Annotated in this window: 22 protein-coding genes and 7 tRNA genes; 5 read left to right on the plus strand and 24 right to left on the minus strand. The window is 46.3% G+C overall.

The features are described 5' to 3' along the window. Positions 1–123: 123 nt before the first annotated feature. From BSZ04_RS10410 to mutY, 10 genes are all read right to left on the minus strand, one after another. Positions 124–199 (minus strand) — tRNA-Asn (locus BSZ04_RS10410). A 42-nt stretch (positions 200–241) separates the two neighbouring features. Beyond that, positions 242–317 (minus strand) — tRNA-Phe (locus BSZ04_RS10415). A gap of 7 nt (positions 318–324) precedes the next feature. Beyond that, positions 325–400, minus strand: a tRNA-Thr gene (locus BSZ04_RS10420). 70 nt (positions 401–470) lie between these two features. Next, positions 471–546 (minus strand) — tRNA-Asn (locus BSZ04_RS10425). A gap of 42 nt (positions 547–588) precedes the next feature. After that, positions 589–664 (minus strand) — tRNA-Phe (locus BSZ04_RS10430). A 7-nt stretch (positions 665–671) separates the two neighbouring features. Beyond that, positions 672–747 (minus strand) — tRNA-Thr (locus tag BSZ04_RS10435). A gap of 65 nt (positions 748–812) precedes the next feature. Then, positions 813–888: transfer RNA gene (locus BSZ04_RS10440), tRNA-Phe, on the minus strand. A 109-nt stretch (positions 889–997) separates the two neighbouring features. Continuing rightward, positions 998–2,128 (minus strand): membrane-bound lytic murein transglycosylase MltC, encoded by a 1,131-nt coding sequence (gene mltC / locus BSZ04_RS10445; RefSeq protein ID WP_088880358.1) that lies wholly within the window; start codon positions 2,126–2,128, stop codon positions 998–1,000. Positions 2,129–2,214: 86 nt separating this feature from the next. Beyond that, entirely contained in the window at positions 2,215–2,487 is a 273-nt protein-coding gene (locus BSZ04_RS10450; RefSeq protein WP_005425792.1) for an oxidative damage protection protein, read from the minus strand. Between the two features lie 19 nt (positions 2,488–2,506). Beyond that, positions 2,507–3,583, minus strand: coding sequence for an A/G-specific adenine glycosylase (mutY, locus tag BSZ04_RS10455; protein ID WP_088880359.1), 1,077 nt, complete (start codon positions 3,581–3,583; stop codon positions 2,507–2,509). Between the two features lie 203 nt (positions 3,584–3,786). Here mutY and trmB point away from each other — a divergent pair, with 203 nt between their 5' ends. The 3 genes from trmB (at position 3,787) to glsB (ending at position 6,569) form a co-directional block, all read left to right on the plus strand. After that, entirely contained in the window at positions 3,787–4,506 is a 720-nt protein-coding gene (trmB, locus tag BSZ04_RS10460) for a tRNA (guanosine(46)-N7)-methyltransferase TrmB (RefSeq protein WP_038886314.1), read from the plus strand. Between the two features lie 11 nt (positions 4,507–4,517). Continuing rightward, a complete protein-coding gene (locus tag BSZ04_RS10465; protein WP_038886316.1) occupies positions 4,518–5,546 on the plus strand; it encodes a TRM11 family SAM-dependent methyltransferase in 1,029 nt (342 codons plus the stop codon). Between the two features lie 102 nt (positions 5,547–5,648). Further along, positions 5,649–6,569 (plus strand): glutaminase B, encoded by a 921-nt coding sequence (gene glsB / locus BSZ04_RS10470; RefSeq protein ID WP_005425799.1) that lies wholly within the window; start codon positions 5,649–5,651, stop codon positions 6,567–6,569. Between the two features lie 237 nt (positions 6,570–6,806). Here the strand turns inward: glsB and hemW are convergent, their stop codons facing one another. From hemW to BSZ04_RS10505, 7 genes are all read right to left on the minus strand, one after another. Next, positions 6,807–7,979 (minus strand): radical SAM family heme chaperone HemW, encoded by a 1,173-nt coding sequence (gene hemW, locus BSZ04_RS10475; RefSeq protein WP_050909847.1) that lies wholly within the window; start codon positions 7,977–7,979, stop codon positions 6,807–6,809. Positions 7,980–7,997: 18 nt separating this feature from the next. Further along, positions 7,998–8,600 (minus strand): XTP/dITP diphosphatase, encoded by a 603-nt coding sequence (locus BSZ04_RS10480; protein ID WP_005436525.1) that lies wholly within the window; start codon positions 8,598–8,600, stop codon positions 7,998–8,000. Positions 8,601–8,758: 158 nt separating this feature from the next. Further along, positions 8,759–9,190 carry a DUF4426 domain-containing protein gene (locus tag BSZ04_RS10485; protein WP_088880360.1) on the minus strand — a complete coding sequence of 144 codons (432 nt, stop codon included), beginning with the start codon at positions 9,188–9,190 and terminating at the stop codon, positions 8,759–8,761. A gap of 59 nt (positions 9,191–9,249) precedes the next feature. Then, a complete protein-coding gene (gene yggU, locus BSZ04_RS10490; protein ID WP_005425805.1) occupies positions 9,250–9,540 on the minus strand; it encodes a DUF167 family protein YggU in 291 nt (96 codons plus the stop codon). Then, the gene (locus BSZ04_RS10495; RefSeq protein ID WP_010450350.1) at positions 9,540–10,097 is read right to left on the minus strand and encodes a YggT family protein; all 558 of its coding nucleotides are present in this window, start codon (positions 10,095–10,097) and stop codon (positions 9,540–9,542) included. The genes yggU and BSZ04_RS10495 overlap by 1 nt, the downstream gene beginning before the upstream one ends. 53 nt (positions 10,098–10,150) lie before the next feature. Beyond that, positions 10,151–10,969 carry a pyrroline-5-carboxylate reductase gene (gene proC, locus BSZ04_RS10500; protein ID WP_088880361.1) on the minus strand — a complete coding sequence of 273 codons (819 nt, stop codon included), beginning with the start codon at positions 10,967–10,969 and terminating at the stop codon, positions 10,151–10,153. Between the two features lie 130 nt (positions 10,970–11,099). Beyond that, the gene (locus BSZ04_RS10505) at positions 11,100–11,810 is read right to left on the minus strand and encodes a YggS family pyridoxal phosphate-dependent enzyme (protein WP_088880362.1); all 711 of its coding nucleotides are present in this window, start codon (positions 11,808–11,810) and stop codon (positions 11,100–11,102) included. Positions 11,811–11,838: 28 nt separating this feature from the next. Between BSZ04_RS10505 and BSZ04_RS10510 the strand changes: the two genes are divergently transcribed. After that, positions 11,839–12,879, plus strand: a complete 1,041-nt coding sequence (locus tag BSZ04_RS10510) for a type IV pilus twitching motility protein PilT (protein WP_010450347.1) — start codon at positions 11,839–11,841, stop codon at positions 12,877–12,879. A gap of 29 nt (positions 12,880–12,908) precedes the next feature. Next, positions 12,909–14,015, plus strand: a complete 1,107-nt coding sequence (locus BSZ04_RS10515; RefSeq protein ID WP_010450346.1) for a PilT/PilU family type 4a pilus ATPase — start codon at positions 12,909–12,911, stop codon at positions 14,013–14,015. Positions 14,016–14,239: 224 nt separating this feature from the next. Here BSZ04_RS10515 and ruvX read toward each other — a convergent pair whose 3' ends face one another. From ruvX to BSZ04_RS10550, 7 genes are all read right to left on the minus strand, one after another. Then, positions 14,240–14,665: a Holliday junction resolvase RuvX gene (ruvX, locus tag BSZ04_RS10520; protein WP_010450345.1), complete on the minus strand. Its 426-nt coding sequence runs from the start codon at positions 14,663–14,665 to the stop codon at positions 14,240–14,242. A gap of 47 nt (positions 14,666–14,712) precedes the next feature. Continuing rightward, the gene (locus BSZ04_RS10525; RefSeq protein ID WP_010450344.1) at positions 14,713–15,276 is read right to left on the minus strand and encodes a YqgE/AlgH family protein; all 564 of its coding nucleotides are present in this window, start codon (positions 15,274–15,276) and stop codon (positions 14,713–14,715) included. A gap of 128 nt (positions 15,277–15,404) precedes the next feature. Then, positions 15,405–16,355, minus strand: coding sequence for a glutathione synthase (gshB, locus tag BSZ04_RS10530; RefSeq protein WP_045389733.1), 951 nt, complete (start codon positions 16,353–16,355; stop codon positions 15,405–15,407). A 14-nt stretch (positions 16,356–16,369) separates the two neighbouring features. Then, a complete protein-coding gene (rsmE, locus tag BSZ04_RS10535) occupies positions 16,370–17,101 on the minus strand; it encodes a 16S rRNA (uracil(1498)-N(3))-methyltransferase (protein ID WP_010450342.1) in 732 nt (243 codons plus the stop codon). 146 nt (positions 17,102–17,247) lie between these two features. Beyond that, complete coding sequence (endA, locus tag BSZ04_RS10540) at positions 17,248–17,943, minus strand: deoxyribonuclease I (protein ID WP_088880363.1); 696 nt, start codon at positions 17,941–17,943, stop codon at positions 17,248–17,250. A 149-nt stretch (positions 17,944–18,092) separates the two neighbouring features. Further along, positions 18,093–18,590 carry a SprT family zinc-dependent metalloprotease gene (locus BSZ04_RS10545; RefSeq protein WP_088880364.1) on the minus strand — a complete coding sequence of 166 codons (498 nt, stop codon included), beginning with the start codon at positions 18,588–18,590 and terminating at the stop codon, positions 18,093–18,095. 67 nt (positions 18,591–18,657) lie between these two features. Then, a complete protein-coding gene (locus tag BSZ04_RS10550) occupies positions 18,658–19,455 on the minus strand; it encodes a DUF2189 domain-containing protein (protein ID WP_010450336.1) in 798 nt (265 codons plus the stop codon). Positions 19,456–19,706: the final 251 nt, after the last annotated feature.

The following is a 19,706-nucleotide window of genomic DNA, read 5'->3' on the forward strand; positions in this document are numbered from 1 at the left end:
AGTTTATAACGAGGTTTCGAGGGGAGATTGATGAGAAAAGGAAAAGAAGGAAATGAAAGTAGAGAGGGGGGTGAGTGTTGCAGATAAGAAAAAAGCCAAGTCCGAAGACTTGGCTTTCAAAGTTGGCTCCTCCTACTGGACTTGAACCAGTGACCTGCGGATTAACAGTCCGTCGCTCTACCAACTGAGCTAAGGAGGAACTATTCTGTTTGTGTCTTGCTTTAAGCAAGTGCACCAAATATGGTGCCTCGAGGCGGAATCGAACCACCGACACGAGGATTTTCAATCCTCTGCTCTACCGACTGAGCTATCGAGGCAAAAGAATGGTGCCGACTACCGGAATCGAACTGGTGACCTACTGATTACAAGTCAGTTGCTCTACCTACTGAGCTAAGTCGGCACACTTTATTCTTTTTAGAAGAGTTAACTCTTCATTTTTAAGAATCTCATTTACATGAAACTCTAGAAGTTGGCTCCTCCTACTGGACTTGAACCAGTGACCTGCGGATTAACAGTCCGTCGCTCTACCAACTGAGCTAAGGAGGAACTATTCTGTTTGTGTCTTGCTTTAAGCAAGCGCACCAAATATGGTGCCTCGAGGCGGAATCGAACCACCGACACGAGGATTTTCAATCCTCTGCTCTACCGACTGAGCTATCGAGGCAAAAGAATGGTGCCGACTACCGGAATCGAACTGGTGACCTACTGATTACAAGTCAGTTGCTCTACCTACTGAGCTAAGTCGGCACACTATATTCTTTGTGCTTCGTTCGTGCAATAACATTTAGTTAAGACACCAACAAATCAAATTGTGGTGCCCGGAGGCGGAATCGAACCACCGACACGAGGATTTTCAATCCTCTGCTCTACCGACTGAGCTATCCGGGCAACGGAGCGCTATTAAACGGATTTTCCTGCTTTGCGTCAACCACTTTTTTTAAATAATTTCAAAAAAGTGGTTGTTCGAACGCTTTTTATTCAACTGTCGCGCTAAAGTTTATCCAGCGTTAAATTCCTTTTTGAAATTTGTAACTTTTTCTAGGTAACGACGTGCTTCTGCGTTTGGATGTTTTTTTGTTAATGCCCAATAAACTTGATTTGGCTGTAAAGAATTTAAATCTTTCATTGCGCGTTTGCGATCAGTTCGATGGAAAGTGTTTAAAACACCACCAGTTCCGCCGTTGTAAGCAGAAATCATGCTGTACTCCAACGAGGTTGGGTGCTGTACATCTTTCAAATAACGGTTTTTAAGGATGTAAAAGTAAGCCGTTCCGGTATCAATGTTGTTCTCTGGGTTAAATAAATATTCTGGGCTTGGCTGCCCAGAACGATTCTTCACCAGCTTGAATACGTCACGGCCAGCCGTTTTTGGAACAACCTGCATCAAGCCATACGCATTTGCCCAACTTACCGCGTACGGGTTAAAGCTACTTTCGGTTTTGATGATGGCGTAAATCAAATCTTCAGGGATGTCGTATTTCTTCGAGGCACGACGCACGATATCAGCATATTGGTAACTGCGCTGCGAGAAGTGATCTTCCACCATTGGGATTTCAACGTAATACGCTTTCTTAAAGTCGACATCCTTGGTTTTGACTTGATTTGCGATTAGGTAATCGGCAAAGCGATTTGCTCGCCATGACCACTGAATTGGCTTTTTGTCTTGGTCGACAACCTGTTTATAGAGAAAGGGCTGACCTTCCAATTTGATTTCTTTGGAAGAGAACAGGTCAACGTTAGCCGGATCATCTGGCGTTAAAAGCGTGGTGATAATGGCGTTCTTAAGGTGTTTTTGTGGCTCTGTTGGAGAAACCGTTTCTATGGTAATCACACCTTTTTGGAAGTCGACTTCAGCGCGGCTCAAGTAGTTATCAATGTATTTTACGTAATTGCTTTTACCTGCAAACTTCACTTCGCGTTGGCCCCAACGCTTTTTAATGTTGCCAGAGAAGCTGCTGATCAGTGCATTGAGTGCATCGGTGTCTTTTTCAAACTGCCCCGGCAGTTCTGCTAAGTTGTTGGCAAAACGGTTGGTTGGCTCGTAATTGACGTCGTAAATTTGCTCGACGAATTCGCGGCTACAACCTGCCATTAAGAGTGCGGTAGCAATAAAGGCAATTTTTTTCATAACTATTGAGATGGCTTTGTGGGCTCTAATATAAAAATGACACCACAAGGTTGGTTGTGATGTCATTGTTTTAAAACAAGTTTGCTTTATTCGCTTGGTGGCGTGTAGCCTTCGATGTGAACATCTTTACCTTCGAACAAGAAATTCACCATTTCAGTCTCAAGTTGTTTGCGATGTTCAGGATCCATCATGTTGAGCTTCTTCTCGTTGATCAACATAGTTTGTTTGTGCTGCCACTGAGCCCAAGCTTCTTTCGAGATATTATCGAAAATACGTTTACCTAGTTCACCTGGGTAAAGTTGAAAGTCTAGACCTTCGCCCTCTTTCTTTAGTCGAGCACAAAAAACAGTGCGGCTCATAATGACTCCTTGCAATTAATTAACGAAGCTCGTGGGGTAGCGCTTCCAGTAACAGTTTTACTGGGGCTGCCAAACCGACTTCTTCAGGTTTAGATAAGTTATACCAAAGACCTTTGTTACCTTCCATCACCACATTAGGTTGCTTTGACAGGTCAATCAAAATCGGCGTGATATCAAGGTGGTAATGACTGAATGTGTGGCGGAATGTAATCAGCGTCTCTTGATGTTTAATGTCGCTAGCTTGAATACCACGCTGTTCAAGTAGTAAATCGATATCGCTCTCCACATCAATATGCTCAGTTTGCGGAAAGCAAAATAGCCCGCCCCAAATACCCGTCTGCGGTCTTTGTTCTAGCCACACTTCGTGACTATCGCCATTTTTGTGATGCAGCATAACGAAACGTGTTTGCTTGACCGGCTTGTCTTTTTTCGGCTTCTTACCCGGGTAATCAAGCACATTACCTTGTTTCTTTGCTACACAAAGCTCGTTGACCGGACACAAGGTGCACTTAGGCTTACTGCGGGTACACATCATGGCACCCATATCCATCATGGCTTGGTTGTACTTGTCGACATCCGTTCGTGGTGTGTGCGTCTCTGCGATTTCCCACAATTGGTTTTCGACTTTCTTTTGTCCCGGCCATCCATCTACGGCAAAGCAGCGTGAAAGTGTGCGCTTTACGTTGCCATCTAATATCGCATGTGGCTGTTTATAGACAGAGGACAGTACCGCGGCGGCTGTGGAGCGACCAATCCCCGGTAAGGCATTCATCTGCTCTAGGTCTAAAGGGAACTCACCATTGTATTTATGGGCGACCTCTTTTGCGGCTTTATGAAGGTTACGAGCACGTGCGTAATAACCTAAGCCGGTCCAAAGGTGCAGCACTTCATCTTGCTCAGCATTGGCAAGATCGACCACGGTCGGGAAGCGCTCCAAAAAGCGTTGGTAATAAGGGATAACCGTAGTGACCTGAGTTTGCTGAAGCATGATTTCAGACAACCAGACACTGTAAGCGGTCTTGTTTTGTTGCCACGGAAGATCTTTTCTTCCATATGCGTCATACCATTCTAAGATGGCACTGGCGAAAGGTGTCACGACTTGCTCTGTATTCTATTATTGGTTAGGAGCAAAATTGCACCACAGATTGTGGTGTAAGTACAACAGATAAACTGTGGGGATATTGTGTCTGATTTGTTTGCTTTTGGGCTGCCATAGTCCGATAGCTCAACAAATACTTGCACCTAAGTGAATTCTTTGGATAATCCCCGCTTTGATTAATCAATGTGCAGGCAAAATCAATGAGTGAAGTAACCACTAACGAATACAACGAAGACGGTAAAATGATCCGTAAAATCCGCAGTTTCGTGCGTCGCGAAGGTCGTCTAACTAAGGGCCAAGAGAATGCGATGAACGAGTGCTGGCCAACAATGGGTATCGACTACAAAGCAGAACTTCTTGATTGGAAAGAAGTATTTGGCAACGATAACCCAGTAGTGCTTGAGATCGGTTTTGGTATGGGTGCTTCATTGGTTGAAATGGCAAAGAACGCGCCAGAGAAAAACTTCATCGGTATCGAAGTTCATAGCCCAGGCGTTGGTGCTTGTCTTGCCGATGCTCGCGAAGCAGGTATCACGAACCTACGTGTAATGTGTCACGATGCGGTGGAAGTATTCGAACACATGATCCCAGATGGCAGCCTAGCAACGCTACAACTGTTCTTCCCAGACCCATGGCACAAAAAGCGTCACCACAAGCGTCGTATCGTACAGCTTGAGTTCGCTGAAATGGTTCGTCAGAAGCTTATCCTTAATGAAGGTATCTTCCACATGGCGACAGACTGGGAAAACTACGCTGAGCACATGATTGAAATCATGAACCAAGCACCTGGTTTCGAAAACATCGCTGAAGAAGGCGACTTCATTCCTCGTCCAGAAGAGCGTCCACTGACTAAATTTGAAGCTCGCGGTCACCGTCTAGGTCACGGTGTGTGGGATATCAAATTCAAGCGTACTGCTTAAGGAGCCAGTAGATGTACCACTACGCGATATTAGCGAATCCGGGTCATAACCGTATTTACTTTGATAGCGCTATGACGATTGCATGTTCTGAGCTAAAAGCGATTTTGGCGTCGGAAGGTGTTGAAGTAACTGAAATTGGCAATAAAGACGTGGGTCTTCCAGCTGCACTTGTGTTCTCTTGCGAAACAGCACTAAGTGAAGCACAGGCAGGCAAGATTGCTGCGTCATCTATCTACTACGCGCTATTTGAAGTGCGTGAAGATGGCTTATTACGTCCAATTCAGGCGCCTGCATTCAATACTTTTCCTGAGAGCATGAGCCAGATCCTGCGTTACACAGGTAAAACAAACGAGCAGTTTACGCGTTTGATGGTGAACCTAGGTGTAAGTGCTGCCAACACGGGCAGTGCGCAATTGACGCTGATGGATCCTATGTGTGGTAAAGGTACAACACTGTTTGAAGGTTTGATCCACGGCTTGAATGTTGTGGGTGTTGAGATCAACCAGAAATGGGTTCAAGAGATCCAAACCTTCATCGTTAAGTTCATGAAGAACGGTCGCTTTAAGCACAAAGTGAGCAAAGAAAAGCGCACTTCTGGTGGTAAAAAAGTGGCAGATGGCTTCGTGGTTGAGGCTGCAGCGGACAAAGACGATTACAACAAAGGTAATCTTCAAACGATGAAGCTGTACTCAGCAGATACGCGTATTGCTGACCAAGTTGTGAAGAAGAACTCGGTAGATGTGATGGTGTCCGACTTGCCTTACGGCGTGCAACACGGCAGCAAAAATGCCAAAGACAGCAAACTGAACCGCAGCCCACTGGAGCTTCTGAAAGAGGCTCTGCCTGCATGGAAAGTGGTGTTGAAGAAACAAGGTTCTGTGGTGCTGTCTTTCAACGAATTCACTTTGAAGTGGAAAGACGTGGCGTCATTATTTGAAGAGCAAGGGTGGAAGGTGCTTTCAGAAGAGCCTTACATCGGTTATCTTCACCGCGTTGATCAATCCATCAACCGCAACATCATTGTGGCAATAAAACCATAATCGACTTGAGTCGAATAAATTCCATGGAAAAGCCAACGTCCGCGTTGGCTTTTTTTACCTCTGGGCCCAGCTATTTGGGTTCTTGTGACAAGAAGGTAGAAGATGAAACCTACAGCGCAAATTTTGACAGACATTCTAGCGGAAGTTCGCCCTCTAATTGGCCAAGGCAAAGTCGCCGACTACATTCCTGCATTGGCAAAAGTACCCAATACCAAACTGGGTATTGCGGTATACACCAATGAAGGTGAAGTGATTAAAGCGGGCGATGCAGAAGAGTCGTTTTCGATTCAGTCGATCTCAAAAGCGTTGAGCCTGACTCTGGCAATGTGCTTGTACAAGCAAGAAGAGATCTGGTGTCGTGTAGGTAAAGAGCCTTCTGGTCAGGCGTTTAACTCGATGATCCAGTTAGAGATGGAGCAAGGCATTCCACGTAACCCGTTTATTAACGCCGGTGCTATTGTGGTAGCTGATTTGCTGCAAAGCCGTCTCTCTGCGCCTCGTCAGCGTTTATTGGAATTTGCTCGTCAGCTATCTGGTGATACTCATATCGTGTACGACAAAGTGGTTGCAGCTTCTGAAATGATGCATGGCGACCGCAATGCTGCGATTGCATACTTGATGCGTTCATTTGGTAACTTCGAGAACGAGGTTATCCCCGTTCTGCAAAACTACTTCCATGCGTGTGCATTGAAGATGAGCTGTGTCGATCTCGCGAAGACCTTTAGCTACTTAGCTAATAAAGGCACGTCGGTACAAACGGGTAAGCCTGTGGTATCACCAACGCAAACCAAGCAGTTGAATGCATTGCTAGCAACTTGTGGCTTGTACGATGGTGCTGGTGAATTTGCTTACCGCGTTGGTATGCCGGGTAAGTCTGGTGTTGGCGGTGGCATCATCGCTGTCGTTCCGGGTGAAATGACGATTGCGGTCTGGTCTCCAGAGCTTGATGCATCTGGCAACTCACTTGCTGGTACTAAAGCGCTTGAGCTACTTGCCGAGCGCATTGGTCGTTCGATTTTCTAAGGAAAAGAGGCGAGAAGCGAGGACGGACTGCGTCCTTTGGGAACGCTTCGTTTTAGATAAGTGTTGTTACGAATAAAAGAAAGGGTTGGCGTTTGAGCGCCAACCCTTTGTTATTTTTAGCTGAGACAAAGACTTGCAACATCGGCTTAGTCGAATATACCGCAGTAGTTTCTGCGAATCTCTCGGAGCGCAGCGTTCCATATGACGCAGTCCGTTCCCGAATCTCGATTCCCTTTCTTATTCCTCTTCCGCCATAAAGGCTTCAAGCAAGTCATTCAGGAACAGCTTACCTTTCTCGGTAATTTGCCAGTGAGTCTCTGTTTCACTCAGGTAACCCATCTCAAGCGCCCAATCGATAGTCTCTTGAATTGAGCTCAGAGGTAGACCTGTCGTATCGATGTAGTCTTGTTTCGGGCACGCTTCCATTAAGCGGAAACGGTTCATAAAGAACTCAAACGGACGATCTTCATTAGCCACAAGCTGTTCACTATCCAAGTACGGCTTCACCATGTTTTGGTATGCCATCAGATAGCCACGTGGGTGTTTGACCTTAGTGGTACGAACGATGCGACCATCAGCAAAGCTCAGCTTACCGTGTGAGCCACAACCAATGCCAAGATAGTCACCAAAGCGCCAGTAGTTCAGGTTGTGTTGACACTGATAGCCCGGCTTGCTGTAACCTGAAATCTCGTATTGAACGTAACCTGCTGCTGCGAGTTTCTCATGTCCTTGTTCGAAGATATCCCATAAGTCATCATCATCTGGCAGAGTCGGTGGCTTGTAATAAAACATGGTGTTTGGTTCGATGGTCAACTGATACCAAGACAAGTGCGGTGGCGCTAACTCAATCGCTTTGTCCAAATCTGCTAAGGCTTGTTCGGTGCTTTGATCTGGTAAACCGTGCATGAGATCGAGGTTAAAGCTGTTCAAACCGATTTGGTGCGCTAGCTTAGCTGCATTGACGGCTTCGTCTTGACCGTGAATACGCCCCAAACGCTCCAGCTTCTGTTGTTCAAAGCTTTGCACGCCGATAGAGATACGTGTTACGCCAGCCTTGCGGTAGCCAACAAAACGCTCTGCTTCAATGGTGCCTGGGTTGGCTTCCATGGTGATTTCGATTTCAGGCTTGAACGGAATACGCGCTTCAATACCTTTAAGTAGACGCTCGATGCCTTCTGCCGAAATCAAACTCGGCGTACCACCACCAATGAAGATTGAATGCAGTGGACGTGGCGCTTCGTTAAGACGGTATTTCTCAATGTCGGTATCCAAATCTTCAAGAAGGGCATTGATGTACTCTTCTTCTGGGATCTCGGCTTTAAGTGCGTGAGAGTTAAAGTCGCAATATGGGCACTTTTGTACACACCACGGGATGTGTACATACAAGCTCAGTGCAGGGGGCGTTAACATGGTCTAATTCGCTCGTGATTACTGAGACACTTGCTCAGACAGTTGAGCAAACAACGACTTGAGTGCTTTACCGCGGTGAGACAGTTGTTTTTTACGTGCTGGCTCAAGTTCGGCTGACGCGCAGTTGTCTTCTGGAACGAAGAAGATTGGGTCGTAGCCAAAGCCATTTTCACCGTGTGCTTCAGTGAGAATGCGACCTTCCCACTTACCGTGACAAACGATAGGGGTTGGGTCGTTCTCGTGACGCATCAAAACCAATACGCAGTGGAAACGAGCGGTGCGCTCTGCTTCTGGTACGCCTTCCATTGCTTTAAGCAGCTTCTCTAGGTTCTCTTGGTCAGAGGCTTTTTCACCTGCATAGCGTGCAGAGTAAATGCCCGGAGCGCCTTTCAAGAAATCAACTTCTAAGCCAGAGTCGTCGGCAATCGCAGGAAGCCCCGTTTCTTGTGCTGCATGGCGAGCTTTGATGATCGCGTTTTCAATGAAAGTGGTGCCAGTTTCTGCTACTTCAGATACGTTGAATTCACTTTGCGCCAATACTTCAAAGCCGAAGTCAGACAGCAGATCTGCCATCTCACGAACTTTGCCTTGGTTGCCTGTTGCTAGCACTATCTTTTTCATGGTCGTCTCTTTCTGTAGCGATAAAGGGAGAACGCAGTGTCCTCCCTGATTAAATTGGTTCTAGGGTCTGTTGACCTTTCGCTGCAAAAATCAGCTCGAAAGGTAAACAAACCCTAAGGCTATGATGTTCTAAAAGCTTTTAGATCATTACAACCTAATTACTCTTCGACATAAAATTTCTGGGTGAATTTAAGCTTACCTGAGCCTTTGTTTCCAGCTTTAACGTCAATATCGAAGGTAAAAGTTTCTTCGTTAGTGATACCGAACTCTGCTAGGTAGTAAATCGCATCACCTTCTTTCACTTCGCGGAAAGTGAGCTTTTGTGTTTGACCGATAAGGTTCTTTGCCTGACCATTGATTTTAGCTTCAACGGCAGGTTTACCCAGAGAGGCACTATCGAGCACGCTGATATTCAGTACTGCATTGTAGCCATTGCGTTTTATGTCGTAGCTACGGGCGATCTTGGGGGTTAAAAAAGTCGAGTTAAACGCGATGTAGTGGACCTCGATGTCTTTCATGGTTTTGAACTGACCTGCCATGCTTGGTAAAGACAATAGGCTGATCAGTAGGGCGGTAATCCATTTGCTCATTATCACTTCCTCGAATCGGGCGTTTAATTATTGGTACGAATTTCGTAAATAAAAAGCCATCAAATGATGGCTTTAATTTCTGTTGGTATTTGTACTGGGGATTCTATCCGAATTTGTTTATGACGTCCCAGTTCACCTTTTTCTATGTGAACCAAACCTTTAGCAACTTTAAATTGTTTGGCTAAAAATTTGGTTAGGTGCGCATTCGCTTTTCCATCAACAGGCGGTGCGGTGATGGCAATTTTGAGTTCTTCACCATGTAAGCCGACGATCTTGTCACGACTTGCTTTTGGTTGGATGTAGAGCCGAAGCACTACATCCTCGCCATCATGCCAAACTGCTTCTGACATTATAGTTGATACCAGATAGGACCAATCATGTCGCCCATTAGGAAGTTAGCGAATTGCAGGCCGATGAACAGTACTAGTACGCTTAAGTCGAAGCCACCCATTGCAGGGATGATGCGGCGGATTGGCGCTAGCATTGGTTCTGTTAGTTGGTGGAACACGTACTCGATAGGGCTGCGACCTTGACTAACCCAGCTTAGGATTGCGCGGATTAGTAGTACCCAGAACAACAAGCCACCTGCGGCTTTAACCAGCGATAGTAAACCTAGGAATAGGAAATCAGCACTGAAAGAAACCGAACCACTTGAAGCAATTAGGATCAGAGCAACAAACTTAAGTACACACAGCACGTAAGCGAACAGTACCGTCGCTAAGTCGATGCTACCGATGGATGGGATCACGCGGCGCAGCGGTCCTACAATCGGTTGAGTTGCTTTGACAATAAACTGCGAGAATGGGTTGTAGAAATCTGCACGTGCAGCCTGCAACCAAATACGCAAAATCACGACCATGATGTACAGGTCAAATAGGGTTGAGATTAGAAAACTCATTGAATTCATAAGGTACCCTTAACAAGTAAGTGAGTGACACAGAGTGGGTATCACTCAAGTCATTAAAACAGTTTTTCCATTTCTTCAGCGCGAGCAACTGCAGCTTGCATTGCTTTCGCCACAATATCAGGCAGTTGGTGCTCGTTGAACGTACGTAGTGCTTCTGCTGTCGTGCCGCCTTTTGATGTCACGTTCTCACGCAGTGTAGAAAGCTCAGTTTCTGGGTTTTCTACCACCATGCTTGCTGCACCAAGTGCGGATTGTTGAACTAACGTGCGAGCAGTGTCTTTATCGAAGCCTTGAGCAATCGCTTCTGCTTGCATCGCTTCCATAAACAGGAAGAAGTAAGCTGGTGCACTGCCTGCCGCTGCTATCACGTTGTTGATGCCAGACTCTTTTTCAACCCAACATACCTTACCGCAGGCTTGCATTAGCTCTGCCGCGAAGGCTCTATCTTGTTCTTGCACATGTTCAGGAGCATAAAGCCCACTCATGCCTAGACCAAGTTGCGATGGCGTGTTTGGCATCACGCGAACCAAGTTCAGCTTAGCTGCTAGCATGTCATCCAAACGTGAACAGTTGATGCCTGCCGCGATGGAGATAACCAGTTTGTCACTGAAGTCGATAGATTGCAGTGGTTTACAAACGTCTTCCATCATTTGTGGTTTTACAGACAATACCACAACATCCGCTTCTGACGCGGCTGCGATGTTATCGCTGGTGGTGCGGATACCAAAGTCTTGCTCAAGAGGTTGGCGACGCGTGTCAGATGGTGCGGTCGCAACGATGTTCTGTGCAGGGTAGCCATTTGCTACAAGGCCAGAAACAATCGCTCGCACCATGTTTCCTGCGCCGATAAAGGCAATCTTTTTATGTTCCATATGTCTGATTTCCAAATATAAATTCTTACAATTTGTTGTGCGCTCAGGTGTATAATTGCACCACATTGCTCTGACTGCCTAAAGAAAGGCGGTCAGACTCAAATTCGCAGTGTCTGACAACGAGTCGCTTTTATTGCTGTTTGCTGTAGTCGCGCGCGCCAAAGATCGCTGTGCCGATGCGCACCATGGTGCTACCTGCTTCGATTGCTGCATCCATGTCACCGCTCATCCCCATGGACAGTGTGTCGACACCTGGGTATTGCTGAGCTAGTTTTTGCTTTAGCTCTTCAAGTTGCTTAAATGCGCGAAGTTGTGATTCGTAATCTGGCACGTTGGCAGGAATCGACATCAACCCTCTTAACGTGAGGTTTGGAAGGCGAGAAATCAACTCAGCCAGTTCGAATATTTCTGCATCAGCCACACCAGATTTTGATTCTTCACCACTGGTGTTAACTTGAATTAGAACTTGTAGCGGTTTTAGTTCACTAGGGCGCTGATCATTTAGACGTTGAGCGATCTTAGCGCGATCAATGGTGTGAACCCAATCGAAATGTTCAGCGACAGGGCGTGATTTATTGGATTGAATCGGACCAATGAAGTGCCATTCGATTCGATTATCTGGATAATGCTCGGCAAAGTGCTGAACTTTACTGACGCCCTCTTGGACGTAGTTTTCACCAAATGCTATTTGACCAGCTTGGTAAGCTTCGAGAATTGCCTCGACAGGTTTAGTTTTGCTTACTGCTAGAAGTTGCACTGACTCTGGAGAACGACCGCATTTTTGTTCGTCGTGTCGAATTTGAGAGGTGATATGTTCAATGTTTTGTTGAATACTACTCATAGCTGTACTTTAGACTTAAGGATTTTAAATGGATATCACTGAGTTACTGGATTTTAGTGTAAAACATAATGCTTCGGATCTACATCTTTCTGCAGGTGTACCACCAATGGTTCGTATTGATGGTGATGTGAGAAAACTGGGCATTCCAGCGTTTACACACCAAGAAGTGCATCGTTTGGTTTTTGAAATCATGAACGATGCGCAGCGCAGTGAGTTCGAAGAAAAACTCGAAGTCGACTTCTCATTTGAATTGCATAACGTTGGCCGTTTTCGTGTCAACGCCTTCAACCAATCTCGCGGTTGTGCGGCTGTGTTCCGTACCATCCCAAGTAGTATCCCAACACTGGAAGAGCTAGAAGCTCCAGAGATCTTCAGAAAGATCGCCAATGCCGAAAAAGGTTTGGTACTGGTTACCGGTCCTACGGGTTCTGGTAAATCGACTACCTTGGCTGCCATTGTTGACTACATTAACCGTAATCACAATAAGCATGTCCTAACAATTGAAGATCCGATTGAATTTGTTCACACCAACAATAAGTGTCTGATCAACCAACGTGAAGTACACCGTGATACACACAGCTTCCAAAACGCACTGCGCAGCGCATTGCGTGAAGATCCGGATGTAATTCTAGTTGGTGAGATGCGTGATAAAGAGACCATCAGTTTGGCGCTGACAGCCGCTGAAACGGGCCACCTTGTTTTCGGTACGCTGCACACTAGCTCAGCAGCGAAAACCATCGACCGTATCATTGACGTCTTCCCTGGTAGTGACAAAGACATGGTGCGTTCGATGCTGTCTGAATCATTGCGTTCGGTTATCGCGCAAAAACTATTAAAACGTAACGGCGGCGGTCGTATTGCTTGTCATGAAATCATGATGGCGACACCTGCTATCCGTAACCTTATTCGAGAAGACAAAGTCGCGCAGATGTACTCAATCATTCAAACTGGTGCGGCGCACGGTATGCAAACCATGGAGCAAAACGCTCGCCAATTGATGGCGCAAGGTATGGTTACTCGTGAAGAAGTGGATAAGAAAATCGAAATTGAAGCGCAGCAATTCTCGTAATAGACATCTTGATAAAATGAAGACGGATAATGGACCTGAATAAATTTCTCGAAGGCATGCTGGCGTTAAAAGCGTCGGATCTCTATATCACTGTTGGTGCACCGATCTTGTTTCGTGTCGATGGCGAACTGCGCCCGCAAGGCGATAAGTTGACTGAAAATGACGTCGCCTTGTTGCTTGACAGCGCGATGGACCCAGAGCGACGTCAGGAGTTTCGCAAAAGCCGTGAGTCTAACTTTGCCATTGTCCGTGATTGTGGTCGCTTCCGTGTCAGTGCCTTTTTCCAACGTGAATTGCCGGGAGCAGTCATTCGTCGTATTGAAACCAATATTCCGACGTTTGAGCAACTCAAGTTACCTTTGGTGCTGCAAGATCTTGCCATTGCCAAGCGTGGTTTAGTGCTGGTGGTTGGTGCAACTGGTTCTGGTAAGTCAACGACTATGGCGGCGATGACGGGCTATCGAAACAACAACAAAACTGGCCATATCCTGACGGTAGAAGACCCTATTGAATTTGTGCACGAGCATAAGCGTTGTATCGTGACACAGCGTGAAGTGGGCTTAGACACCGACAGCTATGAGGTGGCGTTGAAAAACTCGTTACGTCAGGCTCCAGACATGATTTTGATTGGTGAGATCCGTAGCCGAGAAACGATGGAATACGCAATGACCTTTGCTGAGACAGGTCACTTGTGTATGGCGACACTGCACGCCAACAACGCAAACCAAGCGCTTGAGCGTATTTTGCACCTAGTGCCAAAAGATCAGAAAGATCAGTTCCTGTTTGATCTGTCGATGAACTTAAAAGGTGTGGTAGGTCAGCAGTTGATCCGTGATAAAAACGGTCAAGGACGTCATGGCGTGTTTGAAATCTTATTAAACAGCCCGCGTGTTTCTGATCTGATCCGTCGAGGTGATCTGCATGAGTTGAAATCGACCATGGCTCGCTCTAACGAGTTCGGGATGCTGACCTTCGACCAATCGCTCTACAAGTTGGTGATGCAAGGTAAGATCAGCGAAGAAGATGCATTGCACAGTGCGGATTCAGCCAACGATCTGCGTTTGATGTTGAAGACGCAACGCGGTGAAGCCTTCTCTACAGGTACGCTGGCGAACGTTAAGATCGATATGGATTAATACCAATCGTAGTAAATAACTGGTCATTCTAGCTTGTTAAAATACTCGATAACTGCGTTGCAATTTTTGATTGTAGAATAACTACTTATCAAAAAATTGCGCCTTGTTCTCAAGCATTTTCCCTACGCTATTTCTGATCACTTATTTACTGTGATTGGTATAATCTACTCCAGAAACGAAAAAGGCTGGCAGAAGCCAACCTTTTTTATTTACGCTTGAAATGTCTACTCACCCCAAAGGTTTTCAAACCAGCTCTCAAGAATCACCACCGCGGATTGGCAGTCGATATTGCCTTTCGATAGCGCTTTGTAGCCACCCATACTGAACAGCTCTGCGCGTGCTTCTGCTGTTGATAGGCGTTCATCATGCAATTCAACGGGCAAACCGTAACGACCTTGGAGACGATTGGCGAACTTCTTTGCTCGTGGTGTAATGGTTTCTAGATCTTTACCGTGTAAGTCTGTCGGCAAACCCACCACTAATAGGTCTGGTTGCCACTCTTTAATTTGCTTTTCGATGTCATCCCAGTTTGGAATGCCGTCATTCGCTTTGAATGCTTTTAGCGGTGAGGCTGTGCCTGTGACTTCTTGCCCGATGGCACTACCAATGCTCTTGGTACCGAAATCGAAGGCCATGATTGTACGTGACATAAGGAGTCTCGAATCTAAATAAATGAAAGTAGTGGTTGTTTACGCCTTTAAGCGTGGCCAGCATCCGCAGACAGTTGACTCGGATCGATGCCAAGCTTCTCGACTGCTTTTTTCCAGCGATCGATAATCGGTGTATCGAAAATGATCTCAGGCGTCGCTTCGATGGTCAGCCAAGAATTCTCAGCCAACTCGGTTTCTAACTGACCCGCACTCCAGCCTGAGTATCCCAGTGCTACCAAATAGTCGCTAGGTTCAGCTTCTGTCCCCAGTACTGACAAGATGTCTTTAGAGGTAGTAACCGCCAGTTCATCGGTCATCTGAATGCTTGATTCGTAGTAGTCTTTTGGCTTGTGCAGGATAAAACCGCGATCTTCAGAAACAGGGCCGCCATTGTAAACTGGCCTATCCAAGCTCGCTTCAAACAGTCGAGGGTGCACAGGTTGCACTTCGACTTGATTAAGCATACTACCAACCGTGATATCGACAGGTGCGTTGATCATCAACCCCATAGCGCCTTCTTCGTTGTGTTCACAGACGTAGATAACGCTATTCTGGAAGTAGGGATCTTTCATTCCCGGCATGGCAACTAAGAAGTGGTTTGTGAGGTTCATTCTCATCTCGACCTTATAAGGCTATTAAAATACTTAAGCAAACACCATGTTTTCACCCGTGTAGGTATGTGCATGAGTTTGCTTAATTTAATCCGCAACACTCTTTATTAACTGTAATACAGTTTGAGTTATTCGCCTTTTACGCGGCGCTCAATTGCGTCCATTAGCTTGCCAGTGATTGAAATATCAAAAGCCGCTTCGATTTCACGAATACAAGTAGGGCTAGTTACGTTGATTTCCGTAAGCTTGTCGCCAATCACGTCAAGACCAACAAAGATAAGGCCTTTTTCTTTTAGGGTCGGTGCCACTGCTTGAGCGATCTTCATATCAGTTTCACTTAGTGGGCGAGCTTCACCCGTGCCGCCTGCCGCTAGGTTACCACGCGTTTCACCCTTTGCAGGGATACGAGCAAGGCAGTAAGGCATTGGTTCACCATCAACCACTAGGATACGTTTGTCACCATTGCTGATGTCTGGCACGAAGGTTTGCGCCATCGCGTAGTTTTGACCATGGTTCGTTAGCGTCTCAATGATCACAGATACGTTTGGATCGTTCTCTTTAACGCGGAAGATAGATGCGCCGCCCATACCATCAAGTGGCTTTAGGATCACATCACCGTGCTCTTCACGGAAGGCTTTAATCTTTTCTGCTTTACGCGTCACGATAGTGGTTGGCGTTAGCTCTGGGAACCAAGCTGTGAACAGTTTCTCGTTACAGTCGCGTAGGCTTTGTGGCTTGTTCACGATCAGTGCGCCTTGCTCTTCTGCACGTTCAAGGATGTAAGTTGCGTAGATGTATTCAGTGTCGAACGGAGGATCTTTACGCATCAGTACAGCATCAAGCTCGGACAGTTCGATAGTCTGCTCTGACTTGAATTCGTACCAGCCGTTTGGATCTTCTTTGAGCTCAACCACTTTGGTGTCTGCGATCGCTTTACCTTGGTCTAGGTGCAGATCGTTCATTTCCATGTAGTGGATTTCGTAGCCGCGGCGTTGCGCTTCAAGCATCATGGCAAAGCTAGAGTCTTTCTTGATGTTAATGGACGCGATAGGGTCCATTACAATACCGAGTTTGATCATTATTTTTCTCCGTTTTAACCAAGATCGCCGAAACGAACTTGTAAGGCTGTAATTGCTGTCAGAGCCGCAGTTTCGGTGCGCAGAACGCGAGGACCGAGTAGCGTCTCTTCAAATTGGTATTCGCGAGTCATATCGATTTCGTCGGAAGATAGACCGCCTTCAGGACCAATCAATAGACGAACTTTTTCAACAGGCGTTGGCAGAGTGTTTATCGAGTACTTCGCACGAGGGTGAAGGTTCAGCTTCAAGCCGTCGTACTCTTCTTGGCACCACTCTTCTAAACTCATGATCGGGCGAATTTCAGGTACTACGTTGCGACCACACTGTTCACACGCACTGATCGCAATCTTTTGCCACTGAGCCAGTTTCTTCTCAAAACGTTTTTGATCCAGTTTTACGCCGCAACGCTCAGAGATAAGTGGTGTAATGGTATTTACGCCAAGCTCTACCGATTTTTGGATGGTGAATTCCATCTTGTCGCCACGCGAAATAACCTGACCAAGATGAAGATCAAGTGGTGACTCAATGTCGCTCTCTACGCGTTCAGTGATCTCAACCATTACATTCTTTTTGCTGACTTCGCTGATGACTGCTGGGAATTCTGCGCCGCTACCGTCAAACAGTAGGACTTCTTGCCCTTCTTTCATGCGCAGCACGCGACCAATATGGCCGGCAGCATCTTCGCTCAGAGCAATGATGCCAAGTTGTTGAATGGTTTCTGGATGATAAATTCGAGGGATACGCATAGTGTTTCGATTTCCTGCATACGCGAGTGTTTAGACACTAACATGGATGCTTTCCACCGAAAAAACAAGGGGCAAGAGGCGTTTCCATTGCAGTAAATGACAACGCCTCAAACTACAGAGGTGTATCGCGATAATCGCAAGAAGAATTACAGTGCGCGACAAGCCTCTTGAACGAATGGGTTGTGGTTGCCTTGAATCTTAGCAATGCGCTCATCACGCTCACATTCCCACTTGTCTACAGGGTAGGTTTTGTTCCAAGCACTCATTAACTGAGTTTGTTGTTTCGAAAGTTTGAAGCCGTACTCTTTACTCATGTAGAGGTAAGTACGCGCAATTGAACCACGCGCGCGATCGGGCGGCATGACTTTACGCTGCTTAAAGTTAACTTGCATTTCACAACGACCGTAGCTGACACCGTCCATGCCGTTCCACTGGCTGAAGTTGTAGTTTGAACGGTCGCCGTTTACCTCACCGATAGCCGGAGTCAGGTTGTGGAGATCAGCTTCCATTGATTTGAAAACTTTGTCGTTTCTTGTGCAGTTTTTGCGTCCACCATTTTGCCAACACTGACGCTGGTGGCCGAATTGCCATGCTGGGACAACGTGCTCCCATTCGATGCGTGATGCGCGCTTTTCTTGCTTACGAACTTGGTAGCCACATGAAGCAAGATCCGGTATGCCTTTCTTACCTTGCCATTTGATGTCACAACCACAGTAGAAGCTGGTTGGGTGATCGGCGTAAATTTTTACCGCTTCACGCTTAGCCGCAGAGAAAGAGCTTGGAGGTGCAGCCATTGCCGCACTAGAAAGCACAAGTAGGAATAAAGAGAACAGGTATTTCATGATTAAAGTCTTTATAAAGTATGACTTTATTCATTCTAACACGCATAAATGGGCTTTAGTGATGAGTAAGTTAACAGTAGATCTCGAAAAGCAGTGCTTTGAGATCGAATGTCTCTCTTTCTGGAACAGAAAAGTGGATGCTCGTGGCTTTAGGAGAGCTGCGTGCCAGTAAAGCTAAGTGGTCGACGGCATTTTTGGCATGAATACACCGCTTCTTTACGAAGAACTTTGTTATGGCGACGAATCGATAACGGGTAGGTCATACAGCTACATTGGTATTCAAAGGTTTTACCTTGCACAGAGGCCACATCGAAGCTGTGAGTGGTTTTGGCTGGCACTTTGAACACAGCTTCCATTACGCCTTGCCACTCCTTTCCGTGCGGGCGAACTCGACCGTAGACTTGATAAGTAATGAGATGCGCGACTTCATGTGGGAGCACTTCTTCAAGAAAGGCTTGAGGGTTTTCTTTAAAGAGTTTTGGATTCAATCGAACCTCATTCAGCTGTAAGTAGGCTTTTCCTGCGGCTTTGCCACGTACATTGAAAGTCAGGGATGGAATGGGGAAAGAACGTTGGAAAGCTTGTTCTGCCATGGCGATGCAATCGGCCATCACTTGCTTGGCTTTGTAGCTCAGTTCTATATCCACGATTCACCCCATTTACTCAATAAAAAAGCCCCCGCATTGGCGAGGGCTGGATCATAGCATCAGTTTTCTAAGGCGTGTGTTTTTTCTTAACAGTCGCGTGGTACGCATGCCATGTACCGTAACCTAGGATTGGCATAGTGAAGAGCATACCAATACCGTATGTCGCAAAGCCGATTAAGATGCCGCCACAAATAATGGCTGCCCATACGATCATCGCAGGAATGTTAGATTTTACAGCGTTGAAGCTGGTGAAAACGGCTGTCATCATATCAACGCGACGTTCCATCATAAGTGGAATTGAGAAAGCAGAAATGCTGAACACCACACATGCCAAGACAAAACCGACCAGAGAACCTATAACCAAAAATGGTAGGAATTCAGTAAGTGGAGCACCTTGCACAGAAGGGTATAGAGCGTGAAGTAGTGCGGCGATTCGCATCCAGAAAATCATACACACTGCGAGCATAACGGCGAATGCCCATTGGGAGGTGGAGTTGCGCCCAATGGCTTTCATTGAGTGGAACAAGCTTGGTTTGTGTCCGCGCTCTCTCTCCCAACTTGCGTCATATAAGCCGAGTGCTAGGAATGGGCCGATTAGCATGTAGACAATTAGACTTGGCATCACTACCAAGTGTGTGCCTTGCCATTGCACCAGTAACACAATGCCGATCGCGGCCGCCATAAAACAGATGCCATAAAAGGCACTGATGATCGGCATGCGGACAAAGTCATGCAGGCCTAGAGCGAGCCAATGGAATGGCGCAGAAAGATTCACGGTATTGCATGGAATGGTTCTGGCGTATTCGTTATCTGGAACTTCCTTTCGCTTATTTTGGAAGTCAGATGGATTTACGGTACGAGGCATAACTCCTCCTTGATTTATTCCCACGGTGGCACCTAGGCCATAAAAGATGGTTGGCTGACGTTTTTCATGACTCTGTTTAGCCACGTGAGCCTGCATCACAGCTGTTTACGTTATATACATCGAAAGTGCATTTAACATTATGTTAACTATTGGCGGAGATGGAGCAATTTACAAATAATTGCCGAATTTTTGTTCAAGGAGAAAGAGAAAAAGAATGGACAGGTCTAAAATAAAAAGCCCTCGCCAGAGGC

This window comes from Vibrio rotiferianus, from assembly GCF_002214395.1.
Classification (GTDB): Bacteria; Pseudomonadota; Gammaproteobacteria; order Enterobacterales; family Vibrionaceae; genus Vibrio; species Vibrio rotiferianus.

Bases quoted from the DNA above. Each gene is read 5' to 3' on its own strand.
- mltC (WP_088880358.1), bottom strand. From the start codon at position 2,128: ATGAAAAAAATTGCCTTTATTGCTACCGCACTCTTAATGGCAGGTTGT.
- BSZ04_RS10450 (WP_005425792.1), bottom strand. From the start codon at position 2,487: ATGAGCCGCACTGTTTTTTGTGCTCGACTAAAGAAAGAGGGCGAAGGT.
- trmB (WP_038886314.1), top strand. From the start codon at position 3,787: ATGAGTGAAGTAACCACTAACGAATACAACGAAGACGGTAAAATGATC.
- BSZ04_RS10465 (WP_038886316.1), top strand. From the start codon at position 4,518: ATGTACCACTACGCGATATTAGCGAATCCGGGTCATAACCGTATTTAC.
- glsB (WP_005425799.1), top strand. From the start codon at position 5,649: ATGAAACCTACAGCGCAAATTTTGACAGACATTCTAGCGGAAGTTCGC.
- hemW (WP_050909847.1), bottom strand. From the start codon at position 7,979: ATGTTAACGCCCCCTGCACTGAGCTTGTATGTACACATCCCGTGGTGT.
- BSZ04_RS10480 (WP_005436525.1), bottom strand. From the start codon at position 8,600: ATGAAAAAGATAGTGCTAGCAACAGGCAACCAAGGCAAAGTTCGTGAG.
- BSZ04_RS10485 (WP_088880360.1), bottom strand. From the start codon at position 9,190: ATGAGCAAATGGATTACCGCCCTACTGATCAGCCTATTGTCTTTACCA.
- yggU (WP_005425805.1), bottom strand. From the start codon at position 9,540: ATGTCAGAAGCAGTTTGGCATGATGGCGAGGATGTAGTGCTTCGGCTC.
- BSZ04_RS10495 (WP_010450350.1), bottom strand. From the start codon at position 10,097: ATGAATTCAATGAGTTTTCTAATCTCAACCCTATTTGACCTGTACATC.
- proC (WP_088880361.1), bottom strand. From the start codon at position 10,969: ATGGAACATAAAAAGATTGCCTTTATCGGCGCAGGAAACATGGTGCGA.
- BSZ04_RS10505 (WP_088880362.1), bottom strand. From the start codon at position 11,810: ATGAGTAGTATTCAACAAAACATTGAACATATCACCTCTCAAATTCGA.
- BSZ04_RS10510 (WP_010450347.1), top strand. From the start codon at position 11,839: ATGGATATCACTGAGTTACTGGATTTTAGTGTAAAACATAATGCTTCG.
- BSZ04_RS10515 (WP_010450346.1), top strand. From the start codon at position 12,909: ATGGACCTGAATAAATTTCTCGAAGGCATGCTGGCGTTAAAAGCGTCG.
- ruvX (WP_010450345.1), bottom strand. From the start codon at position 14,665: ATGTCACGTACAATCATGGCCTTCGATTTCGGTACCAAGAGCATTGGT.
- BSZ04_RS10525 (WP_010450344.1), bottom strand. From the start codon at position 15,276: ATGAACCTCACAAACCACTTCTTAGTTGCCATGCCGGGAATGAAAGAT.
- gshB (WP_045389733.1), bottom strand. From the start codon at position 16,355: ATGATCAAACTCGGTATTGTAATGGACCCTATCGCGTCCATTAACATC.
- rsmE (WP_010450342.1), bottom strand. From the start codon at position 17,101: ATGCGTATCCCTCGAATTTATCATCCAGAAACCATTCAACAACTTGGC.
- endA (WP_088880363.1), bottom strand. From the start codon at position 17,943: ATGAAATACCTGTTCTCTTTATTCCTACTTGTGCTTTCTAGTGCGGCA.
- BSZ04_RS10550 (WP_010450336.1), bottom strand. From the start codon at position 19,455: ATGCCTCGTACCGTAAATCCATCTGACTTCCAAAATAAGCGAAAGGAA.